Raw genomic sequence first — 13,895 nt, forward strand, 5'->3', positions numbered from 1 at the left:
AACGCTAATCCTCTTTTTTGTTAAGTAGGCGCAGCGAGTTAGACACGACAATGATTGAGCTTGCTGACATACCTACCACCGCTATGTAAGGGGCGACATAGCCCATAACCGCCAAAGGGAGAATGGTGATGTTGTAGCCTAAAGCCCAAATTAAGTTTTCGCGGATAATACGGCGAGTTTGCTGGGCAAGCTGCCTGGCGGTCAGTAGTTTTTCCAAATCGTCACTCAGCAACACCATATCGGCGGACGATTTAGCGATATCAGTGCCTCCTCCCATCGCAACCGACAAGTGGGCACCGGCTAAAACGGGGGCATCATTGACGCCATCACCCACCATCAGGGTCACGGTATCATCATCAAGGCTTTGAAGGTACGCCAATTTTCCTTGAGGAGATACCCCTGAAATCACAGAATCAATGCCGAGCTGGTTAGCGACCTGTTCAACATTTCGCGATTGATCACCGGTTAGCATGGTGGTTTGGATCCCTGCTTGTTTAAATGCGGCTATCAAGCGTGCGCTACTGGGACGAATCGGATCGGTCAGTGAAAACGCGGCCTCCACTTGCCCCTCGCAACTGAGCACGACGGGATAGGAATCATAGTGAGTTTTAGGCGAGGATAGAGCAAACGCCGCCTTGCCAATACGCCAATGCTGGCCATTGATCTCGCCGCTTACCCCTTGACCAATATGGTTGTCCGCCGCTTTGACTGTCAGAGACTCAGTCGCTTTTGATTGGAACGCGTTGGCGATAGGATGATTGGCAAACTCTTCTAAGCTGGCCGCAATGTTCAAGGCCGATTGTTCGCTAATGTCAGCAGCAAACACGTGGACTGAATCAATTTTCACCTCACCCTCGGTCAGTGTACCTGTTTTATCAACCACCAATCGATTCACCTTGGTTAAGGTTTCTAAGACGTGACCTCGGCGTAACATGATGCCGAGCTGGCCAAAGGTCGATGTTGAGCAAGTCAGGGCCGTGGGGGTGGCGAGTGATAATGCGCAAGGGCAGGTCGCAACAAGCACGGATAGCATGATCCAAAAGGCATCGTCAGGTTGAACAAAATGCCAATAGAGCCAAGTCGATGCGGAAATAATTAAGATGGCGGCGACAAAGTAACGCGCGATATGGTCTGCCAACACTGCCACCTTGGGTTTTGCCATTTGAGCTTCATCTTGCAAACGCACAATATGAGCCACGAGAGATTCTTTGTGATTACTCGTTACACAAATATCGACATTCCCTTCCACATTCATGGTGCCGGCATAAACGGCATCACCCACTCGCTTAGTCTGAGGTAGTGACTCGCCTGTCAGCATGGCTTCATCGACAGAGGTTGTGCCAGACAATATTTGCCCATCGGCAGGGAAGGGCTCACCGGGCAATACGCGAATGTTGTCGTCTATTTTAAGACTGTTAGCTGGCACGGCTTCACCGTTAAGACGGCGCGCCATTTTGGGAACCAGTTTTAACAAGTTGGCGCTGGCTGCTGCTGCCGTGCGGCGTGCGCGCATTTCCAGAAAACGCCCGAGCAATAAGAAGAAGGTAAACATTGCCACCGATTCAAAAAAGACTTCGCCCTTTCCAGTGACAGTCGCGTACAGGCTTGAGAAGTAGGCAAATAACAGGGCAATAGAAACGGGGACATCCATTCCCAGTGTGCGTGCCTTAAGGTTCCGCCAAGCATTGGTGTAAAAGGGCAACGCAGAGTAAAGCAAGACAGGCGTCGCGAAGATTAAACTTATCCAACGGAAGTAATTCCGAAAGGTTTCATCCATATCGCCAAACACTTCGAAGTACATCGCCACGGCTAACATCATGACCTGCATAGTGGCCAAGCCAGCAATCCCCAATCGGTATAAGTACTGCTTCATGTTGCGATGGTATTGTTGCTCTTGTCTGTCAGCCTCAAAAGGTGCCGCTTTATAACCTAGGTGATGAATGCGTGTGAGTATTGTACTCAGGGAAGTTTCACTCTCATCCCAACGCACTTGGGCGCGGTTAGTAGTGGTGTTGACCTGAATATGTGTGACGCCTGTTGTGCGTTGTAACTGCTTTTCAATCAGCCACGCACAAGCAGCGCAGGAGACACCGTCAAGTGACAACGTCACCTCTTTTTGGTCTGCCACATTGCGGACAAACTCTTGTTGTACATCTTGATTATCGTATAGCGTCAGTGATTTGAGCTCTTCGGGGACGAGGTCGGCCTTATCGGCGTTCTCTGTACGATACTGATAATAAGAACTCAAACCACTGTCTACGATCGTGGTTGCCACGGCTTGGCAGCCAGGGCAACACATAAGGCGGGGTTTATCGAAAATCACTACTTGGTAGGTGTCTCCTGTTAGTACAGGATCACCACAGTGATAACAAGGCGTGGTCATGGTTACTGCTTACCGGTTAACGTCAGGGGAGTTGAGACAGGGAAATTGATACGACCGTGCACTTTCCATTGTTTATCGAATGAAGTGATTTCGATAAACCAGGGTCCGGATATTGGCTCAGCAAGATCGATATGATAAATCCCCGCTTGGTTTGGGTTTACCATGACGTTCACATCTTTTCGCTCGAGCGTACGGTGCTGAATATGCACCTTGAGCGCAGGAAATGACGCGAGATCGCCCTTATCTAGTGCTATCGCGATTGCCTGGTTGTTTGACGACAATTGCGCTGAAACACCCAGCTGGGCCGCGACTTTCAGTTTGGATAGATCAACATTGATCGCCTTGCCTTTCTTGTAATAGTCCTCTGCCACCAGAGACACAGAATTCATCGAAAAGACGGTCACAGTTAACAAACTCGCGACGACAACAGAAGCGGGAAGGGCAATCAGGAACCAAGGCCAAAACTGCTTGTACCAGGGTGTTACCATCAGAAGCTCCTCGGTTTGAGCATTTACATTTAAGAAGCCCCTGCAAGCAGGGGCTGTATCACACCTAAGTGCTTATTCTACCTCAGGATTACTCAAGCGCCATACATAGGCAGAGAGTATCTGGATTTTTTCTTCGCCAAGGTGAGCTTCCCACGCGGGCATCACGCCTTGACGGCCACCACGAATGGTTTGCTCAACGGCGCGGCGAGAGCCACCATATAGCCAGATATTGTCAGTTAAATCCGGCGCACCAAAGGCAGGGTTACCTTTGCCGTCCGTGCCGTGACATGCGGCACATACAACAAAGCGAGATTTACCCTTAGCAGCCATTTGCGGATCGACTTTACGACCTGACAAACTCAGTGCATAAGCGGCGACTTCTTTAACGCCTTCTTCACCCATGGTATCTAACCAAGCCGGCATGTTGCCTTTTCGGCCATGGAGAAGGGTGGCTTTAATGGTTTCAGGCTCACCACCATACAACCACGCATCGTCCGTAAGGTTCGGGAAACCAGCCTGACCGCGCGCATCCGACCCATGGCAGGCCGCGCAGTTTTGGCTAAACAAACGTTGACCCACTTTCAAGGCTTCTTCATTACGCGCGATTTGGGTAATCGGACGCAATGATTTGCCATCTTCTTGGTACGCCAGTTTGCGGAATGCTTCACCAAACACCTTGTCAGCTGCCTCGAGCTCCATCGCATATTGGTTAATATGCTGCGCTTCTTGCGCTTTTGCCATTAACTCACGCGACTCCTCGACACTGCTTACGTCTTGGTACGAACTTTTCCAACCTAATACGCCAGCAAAGTTACCCAGCCCCGGATAGAGGATGAGGTACCCCAAACCAAACACCAAGGTCGCCCAAAACATGTACGACCACCACTTAGGCAGTGGGTTGTTGAGTTCACGAATACCATCATACTCGTGACCCATGTCATCGCCTTCTGCGACGCCCATTTTATCTTTGGTTGTCCAAATGATAAGAGCAGCACAGCCAGCAATCGTGCCGAGTACGATGACTGTTACGAAGATACTCCAAAACGTACTCATTAGCGATTATCTCCTGTCTTGTGATTGGACTTATCCTGATTGTTCTCCTCATCGTCGAAAATCAGGTTAGCCGCTTCATCAAAGTGCTTTTTGCGACGTTTGCTATAAGCCCAAACAACGATCCCAATGAAGCTCACAAATAGGACAACTGTCCAGATACTATGAAAGGTGCCGATATCCATAGGCCCTCCTTATTACTTCATTGCGTGACCTAGTGACTGAAGATAAGCAATCAACGCTTCTATCTCCGTTTTACCTTCAACCGCTGCCTTAGCATTCTCAATGTCCTCATCGGTGTATGGCACACCAAATTGGTCACGGAATAACTTCAGCTTCGCGGCCGTTGTTTCCCCATCCAGCTTGTTCTCTGCTAACCAAGGGAAGCCAGGCATGTTCGATTCAGGTACTACGTCACGTGGATTAATTAAGTGAACGCGGTGCCATTCGTCAGAGTAACGATCTCCAACTCGGGCAAGGTCAGGACCAGTACGCTTAGAGCCCCATAAGAAAGGGTGCTCCCAAACACTTTCTCCTGCGACGGCATAGTGACCGTAACGCTCGGTTTCAGCACGAAATGGACGAACCATTTGACTGTGACAAACGTTGCACCCTTCACGGATGTAGATGTCACGTCCTTCCATTTCTAACGCTGTATACGGACGAAGGTTATCTACCGGTTCAGTGGTTTGCTTTTGGTAAATCAATGGCGTTATCTCCACCAATGCACCAAAGCTGATTGCAACGATGATCAAAATCGCTAGCAAACCTGTGTTTTTTTCTACTATCTCGTGGCGATTTGAACTCATTTAATCGTCCTCCTTACACCGCAGGCTCAAGCGACTTCAAGCTAGCTTCAGGCGCACGAATTGTTTTATATGCGTTGTAAGCCATCAAGAACATACCTGATAGGAAAATCGCACCGCCGATAAAGCGGACGAAGTAGAACGGGTAGGAGGCTTCCAATGACTCCACAAAGCTGTATGTCAACGTACCGTCAGTGTTGACAGCGCGCCACATCAGACCCTGCATCACACCAGAAATCCACATAGCAACGATGTAAAGCACGGTACCAATCGTGGCAAGCCAGAAGTGTACGTTCACCAAAGACACTGAGTACATACGCTCTTGACCAAACAGTTTTGGAATCAAGTGGTAGATAGAGCCGATAGAGACCATTGCGACCCAACCGAGTGCACCAGAATGAACGTGACCGATTGTCCAATCGGTATAATGCGACAGGGCGTTAACTGTCTTGATCGACATCATTGGGCCTTCAAACGTAGACATGCCATAGAATGACAAAGACACGATAAGGAAGCGCAAAATGGGATCATAGCGAAGTTTATGCCACGCACCTGACAACGTCATAATACCGTTAATCATCCCGCCCCACGAAGGTGCAAACAAGATTAACGACATCACCATCCCCAGTGACTGCGTCCAATCGGGCAGAGCCGTGTAATGAAGGTGGTGAGGACCCGCCCAGATATAAAGCGAAATCAATGCCCAGAAGTGGACGATGGAGAGTCGATACGAGTAAACAGGGCGACCCGCTTGCTTAGGAACGAAGTAGTACATCATGCCCAAAAAGCCTGCTGTCAGCAGAAAGCCAACTGCGTTATGCCCGTACCACCACTGTACCATCGCATCAACTGCGCCAGCATAGATGGAGTAAGACTTCATCGGTGAAACAGGGATTGCCATGCTGTTAACGATGTGTAACACCGCGATGGTCAGAATAAAGGCACCGAAGAACCAGTTGGCCACATAAATATGTGACGTTTTACGCTTGATAAGCGTGCCAAAGAACACGATAGCGTATGCGACCCATACCACCGCGATGGCGATATCAATTGGCCACTCTAGTTCAGCGTACTCTTTAGAGGTGGTGTATCCCATTGGCAGCGAGATGGCTGCAGAGAGGATGATGGCTTGCCAACCCCAGAAGGTGAACTCTGCTAACTTCCCTCCGAACAACCGTGTTTGACAAGTTCGCTGCGCAACATAATAAGAGGTTGCAAACAACGCACTGGTACCGAATGCGAAGATCACTGCGTTAGTATGCAGTGGACGCAAACGGCTATACGTCAAATACGGAATATCAAAGTTCAGTGCAGGCCACACTAATTGAGCGGCAATAAGTACACCTACAGCCATGCCCACAATACCCCACAAAATCGTTGTTAGGGTAAATAAGCGGACAACGCGGTAGTTGTAGTCTTGTTCAAGCTGCTTAACTTGGCTCATATTGCATGCTTCCACTTTTAGTTAACTACACTCACGTTTGATACGGACGAAGCCTCCGCTTCGCCTGTTAACATACCATTTTTAAGAAAACGCCCCGTTGCGTATGGTTTTTAACCACTTTACACACTCCGTTGCTATTTCTTTGTAAAAATGGCATTTTCGACCAGAATCATACTGTAGATACTGGTTAAAAAACAGGGTCTAACCCACACACTTAGTGCGGCTTACCTACCTTTCTTATAAAACTTTGACCTCTGTAACACGGAGAAAGCGACTCATGGCAGCAGAAAAACTCACTCGAGGACGACTCGCGCAAATTATCGTTATGCTTACACTTTTAGTGGTTGCTTTCTTCTGGAGGACGCTGGTCTATACACCCGGATTGACCATTATAGACTGTGAAGGGGAGCGTGGATTTTGTGGCACGTCACAATCTCAGCAAGCGATAGCGTTCTCATGGAGAAAAGAGCAAGATAATGTAACTTTTTCAGCCACTTCAGACCAAAAGCCACACTTGGCTTATTGGGGAGAGGAAGGGAATAAGCAGATCGAAATTAGCGATCAGCAGGACCGAGATGGGGAGAAGATCACGCTGACTTGGCAATGGAAAACACAAGATTTACCTCGCGACGCCATGAGCTTTAACCTTGTCTTTGATCAATATCAATTTAAATTTAATTACCCTAAAAGCGAGTGAAAAACTGCGGTTTAAAGCTTATTTTTTCTCGTTTATGACGATTACAAAAGGAAATGCTTATTTATGAGTGTTTCCTTTTTTGTTTCTTTACAGCTTAATCTTAAACTCTTGATCATTAATGCTATTTGACTCATCACTCAAAAGAAAGCATACCAAAGGAGATAAAACTTCGCTCTTTTTACGCGACGGTAATGTTTCCACATCAGTGTTAATATTGTGATCCGACCAGAAACTTATACTGTTAATCCGTTGCAGGCGATTTGTAGCCGGCTTGTCATTGAGAGACACGCTACCCAGATGCCTGTTTGTAGCAATAACGACACAACGAGCCTCCACCTGACAAAACGCATCTAACCCATCAATCCCCAGCGATTGTATATAGGCATGCCCGAGCTCAGAGACGATAACAGCACCGATAAAAGGGGAGAGTTGTGCAGTACACTGATCAAGCGTGACTTGGAGCGTATCTTGCGTGAGCGCAGGGGCTTCTTTAAACCTGACTCGGGGATCATGAGCGACAATGTCGAGCGCTGTCGTTTGATTATGATCGATAATAACAGGGGTATAGCCTTTCGCGGCTAATTGATAGGCGATAGTGGCACCTAAGGTGCAGGCCCCACCGAATAACGCAACGGGTCGACAATCCATGTTGAGCGCTCTAGCGATATAAATGAAGTAATAGAATACGTGATTTCAAGCGCGATTTCAGTGGGTAGCGCAATGATTTGATTGCCTGATACAAGTATCATTAAAATCGTGATAAATAGCGAAAACAATAACGAACGTTAAGATGAAAATAGCCACAGCATGCACACAGCAACCAGACGCAGTGGACGCCGCGCAAACACTGGCGCGCACTTTATTGAGCCGTCTAAAGGCACCTAAGCTTTTAATGCTCTACTGCACGGAGCAATACGATGTTGATGCACTTCAGCGAGCAATGGTTGCGCTCTTTCCTGGCGTGCCATTGATAGGTTGTACGACCTGCGGTGGTGTCATGACGCAAGCCGGTTATATCGAAGGGCCAACAGCCGCAGTGTGGGCTTGCAATGATGAAAAGGGGAGTTACGGTACATCCCTTGTGCCACATCAAGCCCATCGTCCTATACGCGATTCAGCGCGCATTGCGCTTAATCAAGCGATAGAAGAGAGCGGCCGTTGTGGCGAGCTCCCCAAACTCATCGCTTTACACAGTACACCGGGTGATGAGGAAACGACGTTAGCCGCCATTCGAGAAGAGTTGGGCGTATCGGTCCCAGTGATAGGTGGCTCCGCTGCGGCCGACACCGTCGGCGGACGATGGGCCATTTTCGATAATGAGCAAACCGCGCAATCTGGCATCGCAATCAGTGTTTTTTATCCAACCGCACGGGTGAGTTATTCATTCCACTCTGGTTATGCGTCCACCACCAAGAAGGCCGTCGTCACAGAGGTACGTGGTCGCACCTTAGTGAGTTTGGACCATAAACCCGCATCGGCGGTATATAAAGACTGGTACGAAGAAGAAACCGGGCAAACGCTAGATTTAGGCGACTCGCTGTTCGCACGATCAACCTTGTATCCGCTTGGGACACAAACGGGCAAGATACACGGCTTACCTTATTACACCTTGTCACACCCCATGTTTGTTAACCAAGAAGGGCACATGGAACTCTTCTCCCAAATAGTCGTAGGGCAAACCGCGCACTTTATGACAGGCACCAGTGAAGGGTTGATTGCCCGTGCAAGTCGAGTCGTGGAATCGGCAAACGATCATGCGCTGCGAACGCCTCAACCTCTCGGTGGACTGGCGATTTATTGTGCGGGGTGTATGCTTCATGTCAAAGATCGCCTTGACCAAGTCGCCGACAATATCAACACGGCCTTATACACTGCGCCGTTTGTCTGCCCGTTTACCTTTGGTGAACAAGGCTTGTTTAAAGGTGGGGAACTGTCCCATGGTAATTTAATGATCTCGGCTGTGTTATTTCATAAGGATTAATCATGACGTCGAAACGCGTATCGGCCTCTGAACGTTCAGACTCTGAATCTTTACAAGAAACCTTATTTGAACTCAGTCGTGTTGAAGCAAGAGAAAAGCGTTTAAGGGAAGAAAACGACGCGATTTTGTCGGCAATCTCAGCCATGACGGAAGCGACGTCAAAAACTGATATTTTTGCTTCCTTACTTGATGTGATCCGCCGGTATGTCAGCTTTGATAGCGCCGTGGCGCTAAGCCGTAACCGAGAAACAGAAGATGCGTTTCGCTGTCTCGTATCGACTGAACGCTTACTGGAAACAGTCACTTGGCAAACAGGCGATGTGTTCCGCCGCTGTGTAAGTGGTGAAACGGTTGCTATCTATAAACCTGGCATGGTGAAAGAGATGCATTGCTTAACGCATCAATACGCCAGTTATTTACAAGGTACTGCGCTGATTAGCGGATTAACGGTAAATGACAGCGAAGTCATGCTTATTTTGCTGTCACACCGCCGCGATGCATTTAATAACGAAGCCCAGCAAGTCATCGACCGATTTCGCCCCTTGATTGAACGCACCATTATGGATATCGACTACCGTCACCGTCTACATGCATTAGTGGGGAGTCGCACTCAGGAACTAAATGCTAGCCGGCAACGCTTTCAAGACTTTGCCCAAACAGCCAGTGACTGGTTTTGGGAGCTCGACAACCAATTTCAACTGACTTACCTGTCATCACCCAATACTGATACCGACATCGATGCTGAAGCCCTGCTGGCAAAGCTCAAATCAGACGCCGAATTAAAAACGAAATTAGAAGAGTACATATACACAGAAGAAGCCTTTAGCGATATTGAATGGCATATAGAATCTCGTCACCATGACTACTGGGTAAGCCTCTCAGGCCGTCCTTGCTATAATAAGCGCGGTGAGCTCGCCGGTTATCGAGGGACGGCTAAAGATATCACTGCGACCAAGCGTCGTGTTGTCGAATTGCAACAGGCTCGTCAGCAAGCTGAGTTAGCCAATAATGCCAAATCGCAGTTTCTTGCCGTTATGAGCCACGAAATCCGCACGCCGCTCAATGCTGTTTTAGGATTGATCGATGCATTGCAACACTCTTCATTAACGCAAGAACAAAAGCAGTGGGTAGGGCAAATGGATAAATCTGCTCAGCTATTGCTAACATTGATCAGCGATGTTCTCGATCTATCTAAAATTGAGTCCAACCGTTTTTCGCTATCTCCCTCATTGATGAAGCCCAGCGATAGCGTATCGAATGTCTATCAACAATTGATTGAGCGGGCCGATAAAAAGCGCATTAACCTCTCTGTTAGTGTCTCTTCTTCTGTGCCCAACACCTTGTTTATGGATGAGAACCGCTTTACGCAGATACTCCTTAACTTGGTGGCCAATGCCTTAAAATTCACGGAACGCGGCGGGGTGACAGTGTCACTTGACGCTCATGATGATGTACTCGAGTTATGGGTGAAAGATTCAGGAATCGGCATCGACGAAAAACAGATTGGTCGAATCTTTGAGCCTTTTACTCAAGCGGATGGCAGCATTACTCGCCGCTTCGGCGGTACTGGCCTTGGATTATCCATTTGTAAAAAGCTGGTAGAGATGATGGGAGGCAGTATTCATGTGGAAAGTGAGCCTTACCAGGGAACTGACTTCTGCGTTCGTTTGCCGATTGTCGAAACACCTCAAGATGCACAAAAACACCAAGCACAACCAAACGTCTCGGCCGACGCCGTGCAGGCTATGTCGATATTGGTCGCCGAAGATAGCCGTGCTAATCAAATGGTGGTTAGGTTAATGCTGGAAAAACAGGGTCATACCGTCGTATTAGCATCCAATGGTGAAGAAGCACTGGCACAGGTTAAACAAACAGAATTTGATCTTGTGCTGATGGATATGTCGATGCCTGTCATGGACGGCATCGCTGCCACCAAAGCGCTGCGTGCTTCAGGGTTTAAACGACCGATCATTGCGCTGACCGCCAATGCAATGGATGAGGATAAACAGCGCTGTGTCCGTGCCGGCATGGATGACTTTGTTACCAAGCCCATTAGGGCGGCAAGCCTTAACGCCGTACTGCATGCTCATCAGCCATTAGATCTTTCCACTAATTACCGCTGACTTGAATCGACTTAGGCCAAGCAACTCTTGGGGTAATGACGATTCAAGGAAGTAGTAATTAGCTATTTTATGGTAAATAGCTAATTACGTTTAATGACAAAAAAGGAAGAGTGCTAGGCGAGCAGAAACAGTATCCAACATCAGACCTCAAACTTGAATTTAACATAATCTATATAATGCGCACTGATGGGTACGAGTCAATATAGGAGCGATATCGCTTTTCTCGCTTATCATATCGCTCCTTGTCCAGCATGGCTTGTAATCTGATGCTATTTGAATGACTGATGTGGGAATACGTTTTTGATGCGTTGCTGAATGCGGTTATCAATGCTGCGCGACATCACCACCTTCGCGGGTTTAAAGCGGTTGCTATACACTTTCACTGTGCCCGTGAACGGATGACGCTTCGCAATGTCTTGGCAGTCATGTAAGAAACCTTTCGGCACTTTCCCTTTGTGACGCACTAGCTGGCCATCTTTAAACGCAATCACGATCAGTGGCCGGTCAATCAACATAAATGCGAGAAAGATGGCAAAAGAGATAAGTAAAAAATAGCCCATACTGCGATGCTCGCTTATCGGTCAAACGGTTCTACATACCCAGCAAGTTACTCAGATCTTGCTTTAAGGTGTCTACCTGCTTATTAGCACTCTCTGAGCGATTAGCCTCAGAAAGTAAATATTCAATGGTATCTGACAAGGTCGCGTCAAGCTCGTGTGCTTTTTGCGAGAGCTTCTCCCACACACGATAATCCAAATCGATAGATTTTTTCCGCGTTTGCTCTTGCTCGGCGTTAAAGTGACGCTTCCGCTTGGCACGAATCGCTTGTTTTAGTTTCTTCTCCAATGAAGGTGACATGTGCTTTTCAATCCATTGATGTACACGCGTTGGTTCATGCTCCAGCGCTAACAAGGCGTCAACGGCCGTCTGAGCCTCATCGCTATCAATGTATTTTGTGACAGCGTCACCGTCTTTCCACTTTTTCACTAGGTAGGCCCATTTCCAGCCTGCCTCAAGGTTCTCGAGTTGTTGATATTTCATATGCCAAGCTTCAGTCACGCCATGTGGTGACAGCGTAACACTAACTCGCTGTCTGTTCAATTATCGCACACCTCAAAGATACCGCGTACGCCAGTGGACGATCCTATGGCCGCACTATCCTATTACCACAGTGTGTTATCCTTTATACTCTGTCCATTCTAATCTTAGTCAGTAATCATAGACATGCATGAAGTTGATTGGCGTGATGCCAAACCACATTATTCTCAGTTTTCTCTCGACATTGCACAATTCGCGCATTTAGAGGCGGCCTCACTGTTATCACTGCAATCGCGCTTAAAAAAGGCACTGACTTGGTTAATGTCACCTTCGTGTCCAACGGCTTGTCTTACCGTGATGTCAGCTGACTTGCCTCAATATCTTAATGCCTATCAAGCAGAATTAGTTGCACAGTACCCAGAGATGCCGGTTGTGATCGGTGACGCATTTACCGAATCAACACTGTTTGGCTTTGCTTATGATGCGAATAAAAATGTGACAGCGTCACAAAAGAAGTACGGTTTACTGCATCAAGCTCACGATGGCGTATTGATTTTAAAAGTGGCGGATGTACTGCAGCAGCCACGCGTCTGGGTGCGCCTCAAGCAGTTTTTATCATCAGGCAAACTCGCCTGGCAAACCGCCCGTGCCGATCAAGTAACGGATTTGCCCGATGAGGCACTGAACGTACGTTTGGTGTTAGTCGGCGACAGACAGTGGCTGGCCGACTTTGAAACCAATGAGCCTGATCTCTACGAAGGTCTGTCAGCTTATGCCGAATATGAGCAAGATATTGCGCTCGACTCGGCCACCATTGTGCCCTACTTTGCTTGGCTTAAAGGCTTGGTCACCGCTCAAACGCACTTACCCATGACAGAATCAGGCTTAGTGCGTTTATTACAAGCAGGGGCACGAGAAAGCGAAGATCAATGGCGGATGCCCTTGTGTCCAGTTTGGTATCAGCAACTACTGGCTGAGTCTGTCATAACGGCGTCGGATGCGCTCGACAAAGCCGCCATTGATGCCGCTATCTGTCAGCGTTACCAACGTGCTGCCTATCTCCCCGAGCGTGCGATTGAAGATATCCACAAAGGACAGGTTTTTATTGATACCCGTGGCGAGCATATCGGCCAAATCAACGGTTTAACTGTGATCGAAGTGCCTGGCCATCCGATGAGTTACGGTGAGCCAGCGAGAATTTCTTGTGTTGTTCACTCCGGTGATGGCGATATTGCTGATGTGGAGCGCAAAGCCGAGCTTGCAGGTAACATTCACGCCAAAGGCATGATGATTATGCAAGCCTTTGTGAGCGTGGCGCTAAATCTTGATGACCCTTTACCCTATTCGGCTTCCATTGTATTCGAACAATCGTATAGTGAAGTGGATGGTGACAGTGCATCCTTGGCCGAGTTGTGTGCCTTTGTGAGCGCGCTATCTCAACAACCGATTAATCAAGCCATTGCCATCACTGGTGCAGTTGACCAATTTGGTCGCGTACAAGCGGTAGGCGGGATTAATGAAAAAATTGAAGGCTATTATCAAGTTTGCGCGCATCGAGGATTAACGGGTCAACAAGGTGTCGTGTTACCTAAAACGAACCTCTCATCCTTGTGTCTACGGAACGACGTTGTTGAAGCGATTAAAGCCGGTCAATTTCATATTTGGGCGGTGGATGATGTCGAACAAGCCTTGCCGCTTGTGACAGGTCTCCCATTCTCCGGAGACGATGAGGAGACATTGCTAAGAAAAATATCTAATCGAATAAATCATTTTCATACTGATGAAAAACAAAGCTGCAACAGTTTGTTTAAACGCTTAAAAAACTGGTTTGGCCAGTACTGATCCGAGTTGTTTGGCGTACACGTGTACGCTAACCTGCTCGCAA

General features: G+C 48.0%; 13 protein-coding genes. 4 read left to right on the plus strand and 9 right to left on the minus strand.

The features are described from left to right. Positions 1-4: 4 nt before the first annotated feature. From EHW56_RS01265 to ccoN, 6 genes are all read right to left on the minus strand, one after another. Positions 5-2,383 (minus strand): heavy metal translocating P-type ATPase, encoded by a 2,379-nt coding sequence (locus tag EHW56_RS01265; protein ID WP_152795168.1) that lies wholly within the window; start codon positions 2,381-2,383, stop codon positions 5-7. Positions 2,384-2,385: 2 nt separating this feature from the next. After that, entirely contained in the window at positions 2,386-2,871 is a 486-nt protein-coding gene (locus EHW56_RS01270; protein ID WP_046073233.1) for a FixH family protein, read from the minus strand. 72 nt (positions 2,872-2,943) lie between these two features. Further along, complete coding sequence (ccoP, locus tag EHW56_RS01275; protein WP_046073232.1) at positions 2,944-3,924, minus strand: cytochrome-c oxidase, cbb3-type subunit III; 981 nt, start codon at positions 3,922-3,924, stop codon at positions 2,944-2,946. Further along, positions 3,924-4,106, minus strand: coding sequence for a cbb3-type cytochrome c oxidase subunit 3 (locus EHW56_RS01280; RefSeq protein WP_077459068.1), 183 nt, complete (start codon positions 4,104-4,106; stop codon positions 3,924-3,926). Before EHW56_RS01280 ends, ccoP begins: the two co-directional genes overlap by 1 nt. Before the next feature lie 12 nt (positions 4,107-4,118). Then, complete coding sequence (ccoO, locus tag EHW56_RS01285) at positions 4,119-4,730, minus strand: cytochrome-c oxidase, cbb3-type subunit II (RefSeq protein WP_077459067.1); 612 nt, start codon at positions 4,728-4,730, stop codon at positions 4,119-4,121. Positions 4,731-4,743: 13 nt separating this feature from the next. Beyond that, on the minus strand, positions 4,744-6,171 hold the full coding sequence (gene ccoN / locus EHW56_RS01290) for a cytochrome-c oxidase, cbb3-type subunit I (protein WP_046073229.1): 1,428 nt from the start codon (positions 6,169-6,171) through the stop codon (positions 4,744-4,746). A gap of 277 nt (positions 6,172-6,448) precedes the next feature. On the opposite strand from ccoN, the gene EHW56_RS01295 reads away from it, so the two are divergent. Beyond that, positions 6,449-6,868, plus strand: coding sequence for a hypothetical protein (locus EHW56_RS01295; RefSeq protein WP_152798960.1), 420 nt, complete (start codon positions 6,449-6,451; stop codon positions 6,866-6,868). Between the two features lie 87 nt (positions 6,869-6,955). Here the strand turns inward: EHW56_RS01295 and EHW56_RS01300 are convergent, their stop codons facing one another. Beyond that, positions 6,956-7,516, minus strand: coding sequence for a hypothetical protein (locus EHW56_RS01300; protein WP_069362409.1), 561 nt, complete (start codon positions 7,514-7,516; stop codon positions 6,956-6,958). Between the two features lie 142 nt (positions 7,517-7,658). Between EHW56_RS01300 and EHW56_RS01305 the strand changes: the two genes are divergently transcribed. Continuing rightward, positions 7,659-8,849, plus strand: coding sequence for an FIST signal transduction protein (locus EHW56_RS01305; RefSeq protein WP_152798962.1), 1,191 nt, complete (start codon positions 7,659-7,661; stop codon positions 8,847-8,849). A 2-nt stretch (positions 8,850-8,851) separates the two neighbouring features. After that, the gene (locus EHW56_RS01310) at positions 8,852-10,972 is read left to right on the plus strand and encodes an ATP-binding protein (RefSeq protein WP_077577811.1); all 2,121 of its coding nucleotides are present in this window, start codon (positions 8,852-8,854) and stop codon (positions 10,970-10,972) included. Positions 10,973-11,241: 269 nt separating this feature from the next. Here the strand turns inward: EHW56_RS01310 and EHW56_RS01315 are convergent, their stop codons facing one another. Together EHW56_RS01315 and matP are read right to left on the minus strand one after the other, a co-directional pair. Further along, positions 11,242-11,532: a DUF3634 family protein gene (locus EHW56_RS01315; RefSeq protein WP_046073224.1), complete on the minus strand. Its 291-nt coding sequence runs from the start codon at positions 11,530-11,532 to the stop codon at positions 11,242-11,244. 31 nt (positions 11,533-11,563) lie between these two features. Next, positions 11,564-12,013 (minus strand): macrodomain Ter protein MatP, encoded by a 450-nt coding sequence (gene matP / locus EHW56_RS01320; protein WP_046073223.1) that lies wholly within the window; start codon positions 12,011-12,013, stop codon positions 11,564-11,566. Positions 12,014-12,196: 183 nt separating this feature from the next. Here matP and EHW56_RS01325 point away from each other — a divergent pair, with 183 nt between their 5' ends. Further along, a complete protein-coding gene (locus EHW56_RS01325) occupies positions 12,197-13,852 on the plus strand; it encodes a Lon protease family protein (protein WP_152795160.1) in 1,656 nt (551 codons plus the stop codon). Positions 13,853-13,895 lie beyond the last annotated feature (43 nt).

The sequence above is a fragment of the Salinivibrio sp. VGrn1 genome, from assembly GCF_009377995.1.
In the GTDB taxonomy this organism is placed as follows: domain Bacteria; phylum Pseudomonadota; class Gammaproteobacteria; order Enterobacterales; family Vibrionaceae; genus Salinivibrio; species Salinivibrio siamensis.